The sequence below is a fragment of the Pseudomonas frigoris genome (assembly GCF_047758635.1).
Taxonomy (GTDB): domain Bacteria; phylum Pseudomonadota; class Gammaproteobacteria; order Pseudomonadales; family Pseudomonadaceae; genus Aquipseudomonas; species Aquipseudomonas frigoris.
This window is the reverse complement of the sequence record NZ_CP180479.1, coordinates 5,810,546-5,828,045: the sequence shown is the minus strand read 5'-3', so window position 1 is coordinate 5,828,045 and position 17,500 is coordinate 5,810,546. Positions and strand designations below refer to the sequence as shown.

The following is a 17,500-nucleotide window of genomic DNA, read 5'->3' as shown; positions in this document are numbered from 1 at the left end:
CATGTCAGAAAATTCATCCTATGATTGGATGAAAGGGCGAATCCTATGTCAGACATTTCTCCGCTAGTTAAACGGTCCCTGGTCGACCAGGCACTGGACCAGCTACGCCTGCGCATCACCGAAGGCGTCTGGACGGTCGGCCAGCGTTTACCGACCGAACCTGAGCTGTCCGCCGAGCTGGGCATCAGCCGCAATACCGTGCGTGAAGCCATGCGTGTATTGGCGTTTTCCGGGTTGATCGAAATCCGTCAAGGCGACGGCAGCTATTTGCGGGCGGTGGTCGATCCGCTCGACACCATGAAGGCGTTGTCCCGCTGCTCCCACGAGCAGGCCCGGGAGACTCGGCACATTCTGGAAGTCGAGGCCATCGGCCTGGCCGCGTTGCGTCGTACCGACGAAGACCTGGTGGCATTGCGTGAGGCGTTGGGCGTCAGTGGCAGTCACTACCACGGCGATCTCGACACGTATATCGCCTGCGATCTGGTGTTCCACCGCCGCTTGGTTGACGCCGCACACAACCCGACCCTCAGTGAGTTGTACCGCTATTTTTCCAGCGTCATCGGGGCGCAGTTGCGCGAGACCCTGAACATTTCCCCTCGACGCCAAGAGGTGTTCGACCTCCATATCGAACTGCTTGATGCCGTCGAGCAACGCGACCCGGAACGGGCCAAAGCCCTGTCGAGGCAGTTGATCAATGAACCTTGAAACCGAGAATTCCATGTCCAGCAGCAACAGCAACATCACTCAGCCCAAGCGCACGGCGGAGCTCGAAGAGCTGCTGATCGACGCGGAGGCGGATGACGAACAGGTCCAGCAAAGTCACCCGATCCTGCGGCGGCCGTGGCTGCTGTTGCTGGGCCTGATTCTGGTGGCGCTGAACCTGCGTCCGGCGCTGTCGAGCATGGCGCCGATGCTCAGCGAGGTGTCGAAAACCCTCGGTTTGTCGGCAGCCCAGGCCGGTTTGCTGACGACGTTGCCGGTGCTGTGCCTCGGCTTGTTTGCACCACTGGCGCCCGTGCTGGCACGACGTTTCGGCGCCGAGCGAGTGGTGCTGGGCATTCTCTTGATGTTGGCCGGTGGGATCATCCTGCGCAGTTCGTTCGGCGAGATCGGCCTGTTTGCCGGCAGCGTGCTGGCCGGCGCGAGCATCGGTGTGATCGGCGTATTGCTGCCCGGCATCGTTAAGCGCGACTTCGCGAAACACGCGGGCACCATGACCGGCGTCTACACCATGGCCCTGTGCCTGGGCGCGGCGATGGCCGCGGGTGCGACCGTGCCGTTGAGCGAGCATTTCGACAAGAGCTGGGCCTTGGGCCTCGGCTTCTGGGTGGTTCCGGCATTGGTCGCGGCGATTTTCTGGTTGCCACAGGTCGGGCAGAAACACGGAGCGCACAACGTCGCGTATCGGGTTCGCGGTCTGTTGCGTGATCCACTGGCCTGGCAAGTGACGCTCTACATGGGCCTGCAATCTTCTCTGGCCTACATTGTGTTCGGCTGGTTGCCGTCGATCCTGATCGGTCGCGGCCTGACGCCGACCCAGGCGGGTCTGGTGCTGTCAGGCTCGGTCATTGTTCAGTTGGCGAGTTCACTGGCGGCGCCATGGCTGGCGACGCGTGGCAAGGATCAGCGTCTGGCGATCGTCATCGTCATGCTGCTGACCCTTGGCGGTTTGTTCGGTTGTCTTTACGCACCGATCGAAGGCTTGTGGGGCTGGGCGATCCTGCTGGGTCTGGGGCAGGGCGGTACGTTCAGTCTGGCGTTGACCCTGATCGTGCTGCGTTCGCGGGACGCCCATGTCGCGGCGAACCTGTCGAGCATGGCCCAAGGCTTCGGTTACACCCTGGCGTCCATGGGGCCGTTCGCGGTCGGCATCGTGCATGACTGGACCGGTGGCTGGAACGCCTTGGGCTGGATTTTCGGCATCATCGGCCTTGGGGCGATCATCGCCGGTCTCGGCGCCGGCCGTTCGCTGTACGTCCAGGTCGAAAGCGAAAAGGTCTGACACCCGCACACTGTCGGTATTCGGCTCACGAATGCCGATAGTGTTCCGCGCCTTTGTTGACTATCGTGCAGGCAATCTTTTGAAACCACTTTGCGCATCTATTTGCACATCCAGAGGGAGCCTGTCCATGAGTGATGCCCACAACGCATTGATCACCCAGTTCTACCAAGCCTTCCAGCGTCTGGATGCCGAGGCCATGAGTGCCTGCTATACCGACGACGTGGTGTTCAGTGATCCTGCGTTCGGCGAACTGCGCGGCCAAGAGGCCGGCGACATGTGGCGCATGCTCACTACCCGGGCCAAGGATTTTTCCCTGACGTTCGATAACGTGCGCAGCGATGAGCGAACCGGTGGTGCCCATTGGGTGGCGACCTACCTGTTCAGCCAGACCGGCAACACCGTGGTCAACGATATTCAGGCACGCTTCGTTTTTCGCGACGGCAAGATTTGCGAGCATCACGACAGCTTCGACATGTGGACCTGGTCCCGACAGGCGTTGGGTTTCAAGGGACTGTTGTTGGGCTGGACGCCGGCGGTGAGAAACGCCGTGCGCGCGCAAGCCTTGAAGGGGCTGAAGGCATTCCAGGCCAGTCGCTGATAAGATCGCGGCTTGTTTCCTTTCAAGCCTTGATCGTCACGTGAACACCGCCAGCGAATCTTCCGTCATTGCCGCCGAACCGATGCTGCCTGTCAGCAAACCCTGGTTCGTCTACCTCGTTCGCGCGGCCAATGGTTCGCTCTACTGCGGGATCAGCGACGATCCCGTGCGCCGCTTCGCCACCCACCAGAGTGGCAAGGGTGCACGCTTTTTTCTCTCCAGCCCTGCCGTGGCATTGGTCTACACCGAAGCCTGCCGCGATAAAAGCGAAGCGCTGCGGCAGGAACGACTGATCAAAAAACTCAAGAAAAGCGCCAAGGAATGTTTGGTGGCGAGCGCCGCTGCGGGCTTATCAATCTGACTGATAAGTGCCCATCAGGCAGATGGCTGGGCTGCACATGGAATGCGCGCTAAGCTGCGGATTCCCTATCCGTGCGGCGGAGCCGAGCATGTCCGAGTTAATTCTTCATCATTACCCGACGTCCCCTTTTTCTGAAAAGGCCCGCTTGCTGCTGGGCTTCAAGGGGCTGTCCTGGCGCTCGGTGAAGATCTCGCCGGTGATGCCAAAACCCGATCTGACCGCGCTGACCGGCGGCTACCGCAAGACGCCAGTGTTGCAGATTGGCGCGGATATCTATTGCGACACGTCGCTGATCGCCCGTCGTCTGGAACAGGAAAAAGCCTTGCCGGCGTTCTTCCCTGAAGGTCAGGAAATGATCGCCGCCACGTTCGCCGCATGGGCGGATTCGGTGGTGTTCCAGCACGCGGTCAGCCTGGTGTTTCAACCGGAATCAATCGCCGTGCGCTTCGGCAATATGCCGCCGGAAGCGATCAAGGCATTCATTGCCGATCGCGCGGAGTTGTTCAGCGGTGGCAGCGCCACACGGCTGCCGGCAGAGCAGGCCCGGCATCAGTGGCCGACCATCATGACGCGTCTGGAGCAACAGCTTCAGCGTGAGCAGGGCGACTTCCTGTTCGGCGAGCCGTCGATTGCCGACTTCGCCCTGGCCCATCCGTTGTGGTTTCTCAAGGCTACGCCCGTCACTTCACCGTTGGTCGATGCTTATCCGGCGGTTTCGGCGTGGCAGGGGCGCGTGTTGGGCTTCGGTCATGGCGCGTTCAGCGAGATGAGCTCCGAAGAGGCGCTGGAGGCGGCGCGCAATGCCACACCGGCCGCATTGCCGGATGAGCAATTCGACGAGCCAAATGGTTTTGAGGTTGGCCAGCAGGTGGTCATTGCCGCCATCGATTACGGCGTTGACCCGGTGGCGGGTGAGTTGCTGTTTGCGGGCAGTGAAGAATTGATTCTGCGTCGTGAAGACGAGCGGGGCGGTGTGGTGCATGTGCACTTTCCGCGATTCGGGTTCCGCATCGAAAAACGCTGATCCATTACTAATACTCTAGCGATAGGGATATCGCCAAGATCGCAGCCTTCGGCAGCTCCTACGCCGATCAACATGTAGGAGCTGCCGAAGGCTGCGATCTTTTGATCTTCAAATCATTTCAGTGCGGCGAGAATGCTGTCCGGGTCATACCCGCGAATCAACGTCCCGTTCACATCGATGATCGGAATCCCGCCGCCACCCAGCGCCTCGTAGTCCTTGCGCGCCTCGGCATCCTTCTCGATATCGAACTCCTTGTACGGAATGCCCTTCTGATCGAGAAAGCGCCGAGTCAGTTTGCAGTAACCACACCATTCAGTGGCGTAGAGCACGACGTTGGCCTTGGCCTGAGTCTGCTCCGACACCACCTGCGCCGGATGGAACACCCGCTCGATCTTGCCCCAGTTCTGGTAGACCACGACCACCAGCAGGATCAGCAGGAATTTCTTCAGTTTTCCGCCGAGCATCAGTTACGCCGCTTGAGCTGATCGGTGAGCTGGGTCGGCAGACCTTTGATGATCAGCGTGCCGGCTTCTTCGTCGTATTCGATCTTCGAGCCCAGCAGGTGCGCTTCGAAGCTGATGGACAGGCCTTCGGCGCGACCGGTGAAGCGGCGGAACTGGTTGAGGGTACGTTTATCTGCCGGAATCTCCGGCGACAAGCCGTAGTCCTTGTTGCGGATGTGATCGTAGAAGGCTTTCGGGCGTTCTTCGTCGATCAGCTCCGAGAGTTCTTCCAGGCCCATGGGTTCGCCCAATTTTGCCTGGCTGCTGGCGTAATCCACCAGGGTCTTGGTCTTCTCGCGGGCGGACTCTTCCGGCAGGTCTTCGCTTTCGACGAAGTCACTGAAGGCCTTGAGCAGGGTGCGGGTTTCGCCGGGGCCGTCGACGCCTTCCTGGCAGCCGATGAAGTCGCGGAAATACTCCGAAACCTTTTTGCCGTTCTTGCCTTTAATGAACGAAATGTACTGCTTGGACTGCTTGTTGTTCTGCCACTCGGACACGTTGATCCGTGCCGCCAGGTGCAGTTGGCCCAGATCCAGGTGCCGGGACGGGGTCACGTCCAGTTGATCGGTCACTGCAACGCCTTCACTGTGGTGTAGCAGGGCGATCGCCAGGTAGTCGGTCATGCCTTGCTGATAATGCGCAAACAGCACGTGGCCGCCCACAGAGAGGTTCGACTCTTCCATCAGCTTTTGCAGGTGTTCCACCGCCACACGGCTGAACGCTGTGAAATCCTTGCCGCCATCGAGGTATTCCTTCAGCCAGCCGCTGAACGGGTGTGCCCCGGACTCGGCATGGAAGAAACCCCAGGCCTTGCCTTGTTTGGCGTTGTAGCTCTCATTGAGGTCGGCAAGCATGTACTCGATGGCGCTCGACTCGGCCAGTTCGGAGTCGCGGGCGTGGAGAACTGCAGGTGTGCCGTCGGGTTTTTTGTCGACCAGGTGGACGATGCAATGGCGGATCGGCATGGGCTTCTCGGCTGATTGAAGAGAGGAGGGCGTGCTCCCCCGAAAAAGCGCCCAGTGTACCGCAACCACTGGTTTTGGCGCGGCACGAAGGGCAATTCGCAGGTGTCCAACGGCGCTTATGCTGTTTTTTACAGTTTTAGAGCAATAAAGCTGACCAAATGGGTAGCTAGAGGCGGATATTTCCCCGTCTCTGTGCTAGTTTTGCCCGGTCTTACGCGAAGTCACTGCGTTAAGCGTGCATTCAGCATTTGTCAGGTCGAACCAAACCCAGATTTCGGTATCTATAACCCCGATCCCGTGGTTATTGGCCGAGGGTGCCAGATCCAGAAGATCGGGCTCGATGGCTGACACTGCACTCTGCAATCCATATGAATTTGATAGGGAAGGAACACTACATGGCTCTTACTAAAGACCAACTGATCGCCGACATCGCTGAAGCTATCGACGCGCCAAAAACCACCGCGCGTAACGCTCTGGACCAACTGGGCCAAATCGTTGCCGATCAGCTGGAAAACGGCGGCGAAATCACTCTGCCAGGTATCGGCAAACTGAAAGTGACTGAGCGTCCTGCCCGTACCGGCCGCAACCCTTCGACTGGCGCTGCCATCGAAATCGCTGCCAAGAAAGTTATCAAGCTGGTTGTGGCCAAAGGCCTGACCGACGCTGTTAACAAGTAAGACGCAGTAAAAAAAGCCGTGCTCCGGAGTGATCCGGGCACGGCTTTTTTGTGTCTGCGATTTACCACAAACACCGCTAAACCAATGTGGGAGCGAGCTTGCTCGCGATGGCGGCCTGTCAGTCAACACTTGTGCTGAGTGTTATGGCCTCATCGCGAGCAAGCTCGCTCCCACAGGGTCACTCAGCTTTTGCGAGCCCAACGTTCGCGCCAGACCTGCTGCTCGGATTTGGTCTGGAAGGTCCAGGCGACGAAACGGCTTTGCTTCTGCCCCTGAGACATTTCCACGACCTGGCTTTCCAGTACGCCGGCCTTTTTCAGCGCCGTCTGGATCGCCGGCAGGTTGGAGGCTTTCGAGACCAAGGTGCTGAACCAAAGCACTTTGTGTTGGAAATGCGCGCTCTCGGCGATCAGTTGCGTCACAAACCGTGCTTCGCCACCTTCACACCACAATTCTGCCGATTGACCGCCAAAGTTCAGCACAGGCAGTTTGCGTTTTGGATCAGCACGGCCCAGCGCGCGCCATTTACGTTCGCTGCCCTTGGTCGCTTCGTCCATCGAGGCGTGGAACGGCGGGTTGCACATGGTCAGGTCAAAGCGTTCGCCGGGTTCGAGCAGGCCCAGCAGAATGTGCTTGGGATTGCTTTGCTGGCGCAACTGGATGGCTTTGTTCAGCCCGTTGGACTGCACGATGGCTTTGGCAGCGGCCACGGCCGTCGGGTCGATTTCCGAGCCGAGGAAGTGCCAGCGGTAGTCGCTGTAGCCGATCAGCGGATAGACGCAGTTGGCGCCCATGCCGATATCGAGCACCTTGACCGGCGCACCGCGAGGGATCTCGCCGTCGTTGACGCTGGCCAGCAGGTCGGCCAGGAAGTGCACGTAATCGGCACGGCCCGGAACCGGAGGGCAGAGGTAGTCGGCCGGGATGTCCCAATGGGCGACGCCGTAGAACGACTTGAGCAACGCACGGTTGAACACCCGCACTGCGTCCGGGCTGGCGAAGTCGATACTTTCCTTGCCGTACGGATTGATGATCACAAACTTCGCCAGTTCCGGCGTGGTTTTGATCAGCGCCGGGAAGTCGTAACGACCCTGATGGCGGTTGCGCGGATGCAGGCTGGCCTTCTCGCGGGGCTCCACGGCTTTGGCCGGGGTGGCGGTGTCAGGCTTCTTGCGCGCGGGGCGGGGTGTGCGGGGGGCGTTCATGGGCGTGGTCGATTCGGGTATGGCTAAAAGTGGCGGGTATTGTCCCACATCCAGCCGTTGTGAACGCAATTGTGACAAACACCGCCATCCCCCCTGTGGGAGCGAGCTTGCTCGCGATAGCGGACTGTCAGCCAACGTCGATGTTGAATGTTATGACCTCATCGCGAGCAAGCTCGCTCCCACAGGGGGGTGGGGTGTTTGGGAGAAAGCGTCGGGCATAAAAAAGGGAGGCCGTTTCGGGCCTCCCGTTTTCATTGCGATGTGCCGTTACAAACTGGCAATCCGCGCATGCTGCTCGGCCAACTTGCCCAAAGCCTGTTCAGCTTCAGCCAGTTTGGCGCGTTCCTTGTCGATGACTTCGGCCGGGGCCTTGTCGACGAAACCGGCGTTAGACAGCTTGCCGCCAACCCGCTGAACTTCGCCCTGCAGACGCAGGATTTCCTTGTCCAGACGGGCCAATTCGGCGTCTTTGTCGATCAGGCCGGCCATCGGTACCAGCACTTCCATCTCGCCGACCAGTGCGGTGGCGGACAGCGGTGCTTCTTCGCCAGCAGCCAACACGGTGATCGATTCGAGGCGAGCCAGCTTCTTCAGCAGGGCTTCGTTCTCCGTGAGACGACGCTGATCTTCGGCGCTGACGTTTTTCAGGAACAGGTTCAACGGCTTGCCTGGTCCGATGTTCATCTCGGCGCGAATGTTGCGCGTGCCAAGCATCAGCGTCTTCAGCCACTCGATATCGTCTTCGGCGCCCTGGTCGATGCGTGCTTCATTGGCCACCGGCCAAGGTTGCAGCATGATCGTCTTGCCTTCGATACCGGCCAGCGGCGCGATGCGCTGCCAGATTTCTTCGGTGATGAACGGCATGAACGGATGCGCCAGACGCAGCGCGACTTCCAATACCCGAACAAGGGTGCGGCGGGTGCCACGCTGACGTTCGACCGGCGCGTTTTCGTCCCACAGCACAGGCTTGGAGAGTTCCAGGTACCAGTCGCAATACTGGTTCCAGATGAACTCGTACAAGGCTTGTGCGGCCAGGTCGAAGCGGAACTGATCGAGTTGACGGGTCACTTCAGCTTCGGTGCGTTGCAGCTGCGAAATGATCCAGCGGTCCGCCAGCGACAGCTCGTAAGCCTCGCCGTTCTGACCGCAGTCTTCGCCCTTGTCCAGCACATAGCGCGCGGCGTTCCAGATCTTGTTGCAGAAGTTGCGATAGCCTTCGACGCGGCCCATGTCGAACTTGATGTCGCGACCGGTGGACGCCAGCGAGCAGAAGGTGAAGCGCAGAGCGTCGGTGCCGTAGCTGGCGATGCCGTCGGCGAACTCGTCGCGGGTCTGCTTCTCGATCTTCTTCGCCAGTTTCGGCTGCATCATGCCGGAGGTGCGTTTCTGCACGAGGTCTTCGAGCTCGATGCCGTCGATGATGTCCAGCGGATCCAGGACGTTGCCCTTGGACTTGGACATCTTCTGGCCCTGGCCATCACGCACCAGGCCGTGAACATAAACAGTCTTGAACGGAACCTGCGGCGTGCCGTCTTCGTTTTTCACCAAGTGCATGGTGAGCATGATCATCCGGGCAACCCAGAAGAAAATGATGTCGAAACCGGTCACCAGCACGTCGGTGGAGTGGAATTTCTTCAGGAATTCGGTCTGCTCAGGCCAGCCGAGCGTGGAGAAGGTCCACAGGCCCGAACTGAACCAGGTGTCGAGAACGTCGTTGTCCTGTTGCAGTGCAACGTCCGGGCCGAGGTTGTGCTTGGCACGTACTTCGGCTTCGTCGCGACCGACATAGACCTTGCCCGACTCGTCGTACCAGGCCGGAATCCGGTGGCCCCACCACAGCTGACGGCTGATGCACCAGTCCTGGATGTCGCGCATCCACGAGAAGTACATGTTTTCGTACTGTTTCGGCACGAACGCGATGCGACCGTCTTCAACGGCAGCGATGGCTGGCTCAGCCAATGGCTTGGTCGACACGTACCACTGGTCGGTCAGCCACGGCTCGATGATAGTGCCGGAACGGTCGCCTTTCGGTACTTTCAGGGCGTGGTCGTTGACGCTGACCAAGAGGCCGGCGGCGTCAAACGCAGCAACGATCTGCTTGCGCGCTTCGAAGCGATCCAGACCGGCGTATTCGGCCGGGATCTTGCCGTCGATGCTTTCGTTGAGCGTGCCGTCGAGGTTGAACACCTGACAGGCCGGCAATACGGCGGCGTTCTTGTCGAAGATGTTCAGCAGCGGCAGGTTGTGGCGCTTGCCGACTTCATAGTCGTTGAAATCGTGGGCCGGGGTGATTTTCACGCAGCCGGTGCCGAATTCTGGGTCGCAGTAATCGTCGGCGATGATCGGGATGCGGCGGCCGACCAGCGGCAGCTCGACAAATTTGCCGATCAGGGCTTGGTAGCGTTCATCGTTCGGGTTAACCGCTACGGCGGCGTCGCCGAGCATGGTTTCCGGGCGAGTGGTCGCGACGATCAGGTAATCGTTGCCTTCAGCGGTCTTGGCGCCGTCGGCCAGCGGGTATTTCAGGTTCCACAGGAAACCTTTCTCGTCATGGTTTTCCACTTCGAGGTCGGAAATCGCCGTGTGCAACTTGGTGTCCCAGTTGACCAGACGCTTGCCGCGGTAGATCAGGCCGTCTTCGTGCAGACGCACGAAGGCTTCTTTAACGGCTTCCGAGAGGCCGTCGTCCATGGTGAAGCGCTCGCGGCCCCAGTCCACGGACGAGCCGAGACGGCGGATCTGACGGCTGATGTTGCCGCCGGACTGATCCTTCCACTCCCAGACTTTCTCGAGGAATTTTTCGCGGCCCAGATCGTGACGATTCTGGCCCTGAGCTTCGAGTTGACGCTCCACCAGCATTTGCGTGGCAATACCGGCGTGGTCGGTACCCGGCTGCCACAGGGTGTTACGACCCTGCATGCGGCGGAAACGGATCAGGGCGTCCATGATCGCGTTGTTGAAGCCGTGACCCATGTGCAGGCTGCCGGTAACGTTCGGCGGCGGGATCATGATGGTGTAGGACTCGCCCGCGCCTTGCGGGGCGAAGTAATTCTCTGACTCCCAGGTGTTGTACCAGGAAGTTTCAATGGCGTGCGGCTGGTAGGTCTTATCCATGCGCGGCGGGACCCTATTGGCATTTATTCAGGAAAAGCCGGCAAGTATAGCGGGGCATGGGGCGTAGGGCGAGCAGGGGCAGACCGGGCGCATCATCAAAAACGACGCCAATCAAATGTGGGAGCGGGCTTGCTCGCGAAGGCGGTGTGTCAGTCAGCATTAATGTTGAATGTTGGACCGCATTCGCGAGCAAGCCCGCTCCCACAAGGAGGGTGGGTTATTCGTACTGGCTGAGGAGGCGTTCCATCCGCGCGCTGAGGCGGCGTTTGATTTCGGTTTCGATGTGCGGGGCGAAGTCGTCGATCACGTCTTGCATGATCAATTGCGCGGCGGCACGCAGTTCGCCATCCAGGTGCAGCAGCTCGTCGGGGCCCTTGCTGGCGACGGGCGCCGGTTGGGCGGCAGGGGCAGCAGGGGCGGGTGGCGCCGGTTCGAGGGTTGGCGGGCTGGCGCCGACCGTATCGAACAGCATTGGAATCTGTTCCTGATCACCTTCCTCGACCGTGTCGGTGAGCAAGGGCGGTTGCAGGTTGTCATCGCCGAGCAATTGACGGATCGACTCAAGGTCGTCCAGCAGATGCGCGGACTTTTGCAGCGGTTTTGGAGTGTCCATCGGAATGCTCAGAGTCGCTGTAAACGGTGATCTTGCAGAGGATAGCCCTGTTCGCGGTAGAAACGGAAACTCTCCCGCGCAGCCGTACGAATCGTCGGATCTTCCACCACCACTTCCGCCACGCGGGCGAACTTGTTGGCGAATGCCGGGACTTTCAGGGCGAGATTGACCAACAGGTCCTGATGCGGGCCGCAGTCATCGCCAAGACCCAACACAATCAAACCGTCCGGCTCATTTTCAGCAGGGCCGTGGGGCACGAAGCTTTCGCCCTTGAAGGCCCACAAACGCGCATCGAGATCGTCACGCTGGGCGGCATCGCTGCAATGCAGATAGATGCGGTGGCCCATGCGCCAGGCTTTTTCGGTGAGCTTGCAGGCAAAATCCAGCCGCGCCGAAGGATCGGCGCTGGGCAGGATATAGAAGTCGACTTTGGTCATTGCGGTTCCTGAGCCAAGGGCGGCGTCACCCGAAAGTGACGCCCCCTGGGTCATCGGTTTCAGGCTTTGGCGCGGTCCAGCAGGTATTGGGTCAGCAATGGAACCGGACGACCAGTGGCGCCCTTGTCCTTGCCGCCGCTGGTCCAGGCCGTGCCGGCGATGTCCAGGTGCGCCCAGTTGAGGTTCTTGGTGAAGCGCGACAGGAAGCAGGCAGCGGTGATGGTGCCGGCTTTCGGACCACCGATGTTGGCGATGTCGGCGAACGGACTGTCCAGCTGTTCCTGGTACTCATCGAACAGCGGCAGTTGCCAGGCGCGATCGTCAGCCGATTGGCCGGCGCTCAGCAGTTGGCCGATCAGTTCGTCGTTGTTGCCCAGCAGGCCCGACGTGTGGGAACCCAGAGCAACGACGCAAGCGCCGGTCAGGGTCGCGATGTCGATTACTGCTTGTGGCTTGAAACGCTCGGAGTAGGTCAGGGCGTCGCACAGCACCAGACGGCCTTCGGCGTCGGTGTTGAGGATTTCCACGGTCTGGCCGCTCATGGTGGTGACGATGTCGCCAGGACGCGAAGCGTTGCCGCTCGGCATGTTCTCGGCGCAGGCCAGGATGCACACCAGGTTGATCGGCAGTTTCAGCTCGAGCACGGCGCGCAGGGTGCCGAATACGCTGGCAGCGCCGCCCATGTCGTACTTCATTTCATCCATGCCGGCGCCCGGTTTCAGGCTGATGCCGCCAGTGTCAAAGGTGATGCCTTTGCCGACCAGTGCATACGGCTTCTCGGATTTCTTGCCGCCGTTGTATTGCATGACGATCAGGCGCGGTGGCTGGGCGCTGCCCTGGCCCACGGCGTAGAACGAGCCCATGCCCAGGTCCTTGATCTTCTTCTCATCAAGGACTTCGACTTTCAGGCTCTTGAATTCTTTGCCCAGGTTCTTCGCTTGCTCACCGAGGAACGTCGGGTGGCAGATGTTCGGCGGCAGGTTACCCAGGTCGCGGGTGAACGCCATGCCGTTGGCGATAGCGGTGGCGTGGGCCACGGCGCGCTCGACTTCAGCCTGTGCAGCCTTGATGGTCACCAAAGTGACTTTCTTCAGGGTGCGAGGCTCGGCTTTCTGGCTTTTGAACTGGTCGAACGTGTATTCGCCGTCCACCAGGGTTTCCGCCAGCAGGCGGGTCTTGCCGTAGCTGTCGCGGCCTTTGACCACGACTTCGTCGAGGGCCAGCACCGCATCGCTGCCGCCCAGGCCTTTAAGGGTGTTGAGGATGCCGGCAATGATTTTACGGAACGGGCGGTCGCCCAGCTCTTCGTCCTTGCCAACGCCGACCAGCAGCACGCGCTCGGCCTTGAGGTTCGGCAGGCTGTGCAGCAACAGACTCTGACCGACTTTGCCAGCCAGGTCACCGCGCTTGAGCACGGCGCTGATGGCGCCACCGCTCAGTTCGTCGAGTTGCTTGGCGACGGCGCCGAGCTTGCGGCCTTCGCCGACGGCGACCACCAGAGTGGCGGTTTTCAACGTTTCTGGGCTAACGCTTTTTACAACCAGTTCCATGTCCGGGTCCCTGAATTAATGGTCAACACGCAAGTGTTCGACGGCATGCGTTCGAGCTTGCTTATAAATAGAAAGACGCAGGTCACGGCCCGCGACAAAGGCCGCAGTTTGAACCTCGTGCCCCGAGCCTGACAACCCTCGGTTGTACGATCTTCAGCGCATTACCCGCCTGCTTGAGCATGCGCAGTGACAGGCGCACCCAATCACAGGATAATGCGCCATCTTTTTCGGCGGCTCTGCCCTGCGGGCTGTCTGATACGTTTGCTTGTTTGGCCGCCTTAGCCTGACAACCCTGGAGTGTCTGGTTTGATCGTCTTCCGTTATCTATCCCGCGAAGTCCTGTTGACCTTGAGCGCCGTCAGCGCCGTGCTGTTGGTCATCATCATGAGCGGTCGCTTCATTAAATACCTCGCCCAGGCGGCCTCTGGTCTCCTGGATCCGGGCTCGCTATTCCTGATCATGGGTTTCCGTCTGCCGGGCTTCCTGCAACTGATTCTGCCGTTGGGCCTGTTTCTCGGGATCCTGCTGGCTTACGGTCGCCTGTACCTCGAAAGCGAAATGACCGTGCTGTCGGCCACCGGCATGAGCCAGCAGCGTCTGTTTGCCATGACCCTTTTTCCGGCCACCCTCGTCGCACTGGTGGTGGCATGGCTGAGCCTGAGCCTGGCGCCACAAGGCGCCAATCAATTCCAGTTGCTGTTGAACAAGCAGGATGCCCTGACCGAGTTCGACACCCTGGAGCCAGGTCGCTTCCAGGCGCTGCGTGACGGAACGCGGGTGACCTACACCGAAACGCTGTCGGACGACCGCATCAACCTTGGCGGCGTGTTCATTTCGCAGAAGAACGTCAATTCCGATAACAAGGATCGCGGGATTTCCGTGCTGGTGGCCGAGAAGGGCCGTCAGGAAATTCGCCCCGACGGTAACCGTTACCTGATTCTCGACAACGGCTATCGCTATGACGGCAATCCGGGACAGGCTGATTACCGGGCGATCAAGTACGACGAGTACGGCGTATTGCTGCCCAAGCCGGACGTCAGCGATGAAGTGACCGACCGTGACGCGATGGCCACCAGTACCCTGATCGCCAGCGATGACATCCGCTCCCGCACCGAACTGCAATGGCGTCTATCCCTGCCGTTGCTGGTGTTCATCGTGACCCTGATGGCGGTGCCGCTGTCGCGGGTCAATCCGCGTCAGGGCCGTTTCCTCAAGCTGCTGCCGGCGATTCTTCTTTATATGGCTTATCTGAGCATTCTGATTGCCGCTCGTGGCGCCCTTGAAAAAGGCAAGATTCCGCCTGTTCTGGGGTTGTGGTGGGTTCACGCGATCTTCCTGGCGATTGGCCTGGGCTTGCTCTATTGGGAGGCAATGCAATTGAAGTTGGCGAGTCGCCGCAGCGCGCTGGAGGTGGCTCGTGGATAAGCTCGATCGCTACATTGGTAGCAGCGTTTTCGTGGCAATTCTGGCGGTACTGGGGATCATTCTCGGTCTGGCGACGCTGTTCGCGTTCATCGATGAGATGAGTGAGGTCAGCGATACCTACACCTTGATGGACGTGTTGAGCTACGTCTTGCTGACCGCGCCGCGTCGTCTTTACGACATGTTGCCGATGGCTGCACTCATCGGTTGCCTGATCGGCCTTGGCAGTCTGGCCAGTCACAGCGAGCTGACCATCATGCGCGCTGCGGGCGTGTCGATCGGGCGAATCGTCTGGGCGGTCATGAAGCCAATGCTGATCCTGATGGTGGTGGGTGTGCTGATCGGCGAATACGTCGCGCCGGCCACCGAAGTCACCGCTCAGGCCAATCGCTCGCTGGCCCAGGGCAGCGGCGATGCGCAAAGCGCCAAGCATGGCCTGTGGCACCGTCAGGGGGACGAGTTCATTCACGTCAACTCCGTGCAGCCAAACGGTTTGCTGTATGGCGTGACCCGTTATCGCTTCGACGATCAGCGCCACATGCTGTCCTCGAGCTTCGCCAAGCGCGCCGAATTCGACAAGGATCACTGGCAGCTCAGCGATGTCACGACCACGTTATTCCATGACAAGAACACCGAAGTAGTGACCGCTCCGGTCGAGCGCTGGAAAGTGGCGTTGAGCCCGCAACTGCTGGATACCGTGGTGATGTCGCCCGATTCGCTGTCGATTAGTGGTCTGTGGGGGTACATCCACTACCTGGCTGACCAAGGCTTGAGCAATGGTCGTTACTGGCTGGCATTTTGGGTCAAGGTGCTGCAACCGCTGGTCACCGCCGCGCTGGTACTGATGGCGATTTCCTTCATCTTCGGTCCATTGCGCTCGGTGACCCTTGGTCAGCGAGTGTTCACCGGCGTGCTGGTGGGCTTCACCTTCCGTATTGTTCAGGATTTGCTCGGTCCTTCGAGCCTGGTCTTCGGTTTCTCGCCGCTGTTTGCGGTGCTTATTCCGGCGGCTGTTTGTGCCTTGGCCGGGGTCTGGTTGTTGCGCCGGGCCGGTTGATCAAGGGTTTCTCCTGACCTTGCAGGTCACTCAAAACGCCCCTGTCGCAAGACCGGGGCGTTTTTGTAGGCGCCGTCTGACCTGCGAACGTGACGCTTGCGCCGTGGATCAGGTACAATTCCCGGCTATTTTTCGGCGGGCTATGCCTGCAGCCTTTTTGAGTGTTGATCCGTGAGTGATTTGAGTCATATCCGCAATTTCTCCATCATCGCCCACATTGACCATGGCAAGTCGACGCTGGCCGATCGCTTCATCCAGATGTGTGGCGGCCTTGCCGAGCGCGAAATGGAAGCCCAGGTTCTGGACTCCATGGACCTGGAACGTGAACGCGGGATCACCATCAAGGCCCACAGCGTCACCCTGTATTACACCGCTCGCGATGGCATCAAGTACCAGCTGAACTTCATTGACACCCCGGGCCACGTCGACTTCACCTATGAAGTCAGCCGGTCGCTGGCGGCCTGTGAAGGCGCGTTGCTGGTGGTCGATGCCGGTCAGGGCGTTGAAGCGCAGTCGGTAGCCAACTGCTACACCGCGATCGAGCAGGGCCTGGAAGTGATGCCGGTCCTGAACAAGATCGACCTGCCTCAGGCCGATCCGGACCGCGTGAAAGAAGAAATCGAAAAAATCATCGGCATCGATGCCACCGACGCGGTCGAGTGCAGTGCCAAGACCGGTCTGGGCGTCGACGAAGTGCTGGAGCGTCTGGTCAAGACCATTCCTGCGCCAACCGGCAATTATGAAGATCCGCTGCAAGCGTTGATCATCGATTCCTGGTTCGACAACTACCTGGGCGTTGTTTCCCTGGTGCGCGTGCGCCACGGTCGTGTGAAGAAGGGCGACAAGATCCTGGTCAAATCCACCGGCAAGATCCACCTGGTGGACAGCGTCGGTGTCTTCAACCCTAAACACTCCGCGACCGTTGACCTGAAGGCCGGCGAAGTGGGCTTCATCATTGCCGGCATCAAGGACATCCATGGTGCACCGGTCGGTGACACCCTGACCTTGAGCTCCACGCCGGACGTTGATGTACTGCCAGGTTTTAAACGCATTCAGCCGCAGGTGTACGCCGGTCTGTTCCCGGTCAGCTCCGACGATTTCGAAGATTTCCGTGAAGCCCTGCAAAAGCTGACGCTCAACGACTCGTCCCTGCAGTACACCCCGGAAAGCTCCGACGCCCTGGGCTTCGGTTTCCGTTGCGGGTTCCTCGGCATGCTGCACATGGAAATCATCCAGGAGCGCCTGGAGCGCGAGTACGACCTGGACCTGATCACCACGGCGCCGACGGTAATTTTCGAGCTGTTGCTGAAGACCGGTGAAACGATTTACGTCGACAACCCGTCGAAGCTTCCAGACCTGTCTTCGATCGAAGACATGCGTGAACCGATCGTGCGGGCCAATATTCTTGTGCCGCAAGAGCACCTGGGTAACGTCATTACCCTGTGCATCGAGAAGCGTGGCGTACAGCACGACATGCTGTTCCTCGGTACTCAGGTTCAAGTGACCTACGATTTGCCGATGAACGAAGTGGTCCTGGACTTCTTCGACCGTCTGAAATCCACCAGTCGTGGCTATGCTTCGCTGGATTACCATTTCGATCGTTATCAATCGGCTAATCTGGTGAAACTGGATGTGCTGATCAACGGTGACAAGGTCGACGCCCTGGCGTTGATCGTGCACAAGGATAACGCGCACTACAAAGGTCGCCAGTTGACCGAGAAGATGAAAGAACTGATTCCACGTCAGATGTTCGACGTCGCGATCCAGGCCGCCATTGGCGGGCAGATCATTGCGCGGACCTCTGTCAAGGCACTCAGAAAGAACGTATTGGCCAAATGCTACGGCGGTGACGTTAGCCGTAAGAAGAAACTGCTTGAAAAGCAGAAGGCCGGTAAGAAACGCATGAAGCAAGTCGGTAACGTGGAAATTCCACAAGAAGCCTTCCTTGCAGTGCTCAGGTTGGATAGTTAGG

16 protein-coding genes are annotated in these 17,500 nt (G+C 59.6%); 9 read left to right on the top strand and 7 right to left on the bottom strand.

The annotated features are described in order from the left end of the window. Positions 1–45: 45 nt before the first annotated feature. The 5 genes from ACMXYH_RS26825 to ACMXYH_RS26805 all read left to right on the top strand — a co-directional run bounded on the left by ACMXYH_RS26825 (position 46) and on the right by ACMXYH_RS26805 (position 3,985). On the top strand, positions 46–705 hold the full coding sequence (locus ACMXYH_RS26825; RefSeq protein ID WP_129441424.1) for a FadR/GntR family transcriptional regulator: 660 nt from the start codon (positions 46–48) through the stop codon (positions 703–705). Beyond that, on the top strand, positions 695–2,002 hold the full coding sequence (locus ACMXYH_RS26820) for a CynX/NimT family MFS transporter (protein ID WP_415765481.1): 1,308 nt from the start codon (positions 695–697) through the stop codon (positions 2,000–2,002). The genes ACMXYH_RS26825 and ACMXYH_RS26820 overlap by 11 nt, the downstream gene beginning before the upstream one ends. Before the next feature lie 127 nt (positions 2,003–2,129). After that, entirely contained in the window at positions 2,130–2,600 is a 471-nt protein-coding gene (locus ACMXYH_RS26815; RefSeq protein ID WP_415765480.1) for a nuclear transport factor 2 family protein, read from the top strand. Positions 2,601–2,640: 40 nt separating this feature from the next. Beyond that, on the top strand, positions 2,641–2,961 hold the full coding sequence (locus ACMXYH_RS26810) for a GIY-YIG nuclease family protein (protein WP_415765479.1): 321 nt from the start codon (positions 2,641–2,643) through the stop codon (positions 2,959–2,961). A gap of 88 nt (positions 2,962–3,049) precedes the next feature. Further along, entirely contained in the window at positions 3,050–3,985 is a 936-nt protein-coding gene (locus tag ACMXYH_RS26805; protein WP_415765478.1) for a glutathione S-transferase family protein, read from the top strand. Between the two features lie 113 nt (positions 3,986–4,098). Here the strand turns inward: ACMXYH_RS26805 and ACMXYH_RS26800 are convergent, their stop codons facing one another. Next, positions 4,099–4,449, bottom strand: a complete 351-nt coding sequence (locus ACMXYH_RS26800; RefSeq protein WP_415765477.1) for a glutaredoxin family protein — start codon at positions 4,447–4,449, stop codon at positions 4,099–4,101. Then, positions 4,449–5,453 carry a nucleoid-associated protein YejK gene (yejK, locus tag ACMXYH_RS26795; protein ID WP_415765476.1) on the bottom strand — a complete coding sequence of 335 codons (1,005 nt, stop codon included), beginning with the start codon at positions 5,451–5,453 and terminating at the stop codon, positions 4,449–4,451. The genes ACMXYH_RS26800 and yejK overlap by 1 nt, the downstream gene beginning before the upstream one ends. 395 nt (positions 5,454–5,848) lie before the next feature. Here yejK and ACMXYH_RS26790 point away from each other — a divergent pair, with 395 nt between their 5' ends. After that, positions 5,849–6,130 carry an HU family DNA-binding protein gene (locus tag ACMXYH_RS26790; RefSeq protein WP_007905514.1) on the top strand — a complete coding sequence of 94 codons (282 nt, stop codon included), beginning with the start codon at positions 5,849–5,851 and terminating at the stop codon, positions 6,128–6,130. Between the two features lie 182 nt (positions 6,131–6,312). On the opposite strand, the gene rlmF is transcribed toward ACMXYH_RS26790, so the two are convergent. The 5 genes from rlmF to ACMXYH_RS26765 all read right to left on the bottom strand — a co-directional run bounded on the left by rlmF (position 6,313) and on the right by ACMXYH_RS26765 (position 13,049). Beyond that, positions 6,313–7,335 (bottom strand): 23S rRNA (adenine(1618)-N(6))-methyltransferase RlmF, encoded by a 1,023-nt coding sequence (gene rlmF, locus ACMXYH_RS26785; protein ID WP_129441436.1) that lies wholly within the window; start codon positions 7,333–7,335, stop codon positions 6,313–6,315. A gap of 267 nt (positions 7,336–7,602) precedes the next feature. After that, positions 7,603–10,449, bottom strand: coding sequence for a valine--tRNA ligase (locus tag ACMXYH_RS26780; RefSeq protein WP_415765475.1), 2,847 nt, complete (start codon positions 10,447–10,449; stop codon positions 7,603–7,605). Between the two features lie 217 nt (positions 10,450–10,666). Next, the gene (locus tag ACMXYH_RS26775) at positions 10,667–11,062 is read right to left on the bottom strand and encodes a DNA polymerase III subunit chi (RefSeq protein WP_129441440.1); all 396 of its coding nucleotides are present in this window, start codon (positions 11,060–11,062) and stop codon (positions 10,667–10,669) included. Positions 11,063–11,070: 8 nt separating this feature from the next. Next, complete coding sequence (locus ACMXYH_RS26770; RefSeq protein WP_046048214.1) at positions 11,071–11,499, bottom strand: DNA polymerase III subunit chi; 429 nt, start codon at positions 11,497–11,499, stop codon at positions 11,071–11,073. 59 nt (positions 11,500–11,558) lie between these two features. Next, positions 11,559–13,049, bottom strand: a complete 1,491-nt coding sequence (locus ACMXYH_RS26765) for a leucyl aminopeptidase (RefSeq protein ID WP_415765474.1) — start codon at positions 13,047–13,049, stop codon at positions 11,559–11,561. 306 nt (positions 13,050–13,355) lie between these two features. Here ACMXYH_RS26765 and lptF point away from each other — a divergent pair, with 306 nt between their 5' ends. The 3 genes from lptF to lepA all read left to right on the top strand — a co-directional run bounded on the left by lptF (position 13,356) and on the right by lepA (position 17,499). Continuing rightward, a complete protein-coding gene (lptF, locus tag ACMXYH_RS26760; protein WP_415765473.1) occupies positions 13,356–14,474 on the top strand; it encodes an LPS export ABC transporter permease LptF in 1,119 nt (372 codons plus the stop codon). Further along, positions 14,467–15,528: an LPS export ABC transporter permease LptG gene (lptG, locus tag ACMXYH_RS26755; protein ID WP_415765472.1), complete on the top strand. Its 1,062-nt coding sequence runs from the start codon at positions 14,467–14,469 to the stop codon at positions 15,526–15,528. The genes lptF and lptG overlap by 8 nt, the downstream gene beginning before the upstream one ends. A gap of 171 nt (positions 15,529–15,699) precedes the next feature. Further along, on the top strand, positions 15,700–17,499 hold the full coding sequence (gene lepA / locus ACMXYH_RS26750) for a translation elongation factor 4 (RefSeq protein ID WP_129441448.1): 1,800 nt from the start codon (positions 15,700–15,702) through the stop codon (positions 17,497–17,499). The last annotated feature ends 1 nt before the right edge of the window (position 17,500 follow it).

Bases quoted from the DNA above. Each gene is read 5' to 3' on its own strand.
- ACMXYH_RS26825 (WP_129441424.1), top strand. From the start codon at position 46: ATGTCAGACATTTCTCCGCTAGTTAAACGGTCCCTGGTCGACCAGGCA.
- ACMXYH_RS26820 (WP_415765481.1), top strand. From the start codon at position 695: ATGAACCTTGAAACCGAGAATTCCATGTCCAGCAGCAACAGCAACATC.
- ACMXYH_RS26815 (WP_415765480.1), top strand. From the start codon at position 2,130: ATGAGTGATGCCCACAACGCATTGATCACCCAGTTCTACCAAGCCTTC.
- ACMXYH_RS26805 (WP_415765478.1), top strand. From the start codon at position 3,050: ATGTCCGAGTTAATTCTTCATCATTACCCGACGTCCCCTTTTTCTGAA.
- ACMXYH_RS26800 (WP_415765477.1), bottom strand. From the start codon at position 4,449: ATGCTCGGCGGAAAACTGAAGAAATTCCTGCTGATCCTGCTGGTGGTC.
- yejK (WP_415765476.1), bottom strand. From the start codon at position 5,453: ATGCCGATCCGCCATTGCATCGTCCACCTGGTCGACAAAAAACCCGAC.
- ACMXYH_RS26790 (WP_007905514.1), top strand. From the start codon at position 5,849: ATGGCTCTTACTAAAGACCAACTGATCGCCGACATCGCTGAAGCTATC.
- rlmF (WP_129441436.1), bottom strand. From the start codon at position 7,335: ATGAACGCCCCCCGCACACCCCGCCCCGCGCGCAAGAAGCCTGACACC.
- ACMXYH_RS26780 (WP_415765475.1), bottom strand. From the start codon at position 10,449: ATGGATAAGACCTACCAGCCGCACGCCATTGAAACTTCCTGGTACAAC.
- ACMXYH_RS26775 (WP_129441440.1), bottom strand. From the start codon at position 11,062: ATGGACACTCCAAAACCGCTGCAAAAGTCCGCGCATCTGCTGGACGAC.
- ACMXYH_RS26770 (WP_046048214.1), bottom strand. From the start codon at position 11,499: ATGACCAAAGTCGACTTCTATATCCTGCCCAGCGCCGATCCTTCGGCG.
- ACMXYH_RS26765 (WP_415765474.1), bottom strand. From the start codon at position 13,049: ATGGAACTGGTTGTAAAAAGCGTTAGCCCAGAAACGTTGAAAACCGCC.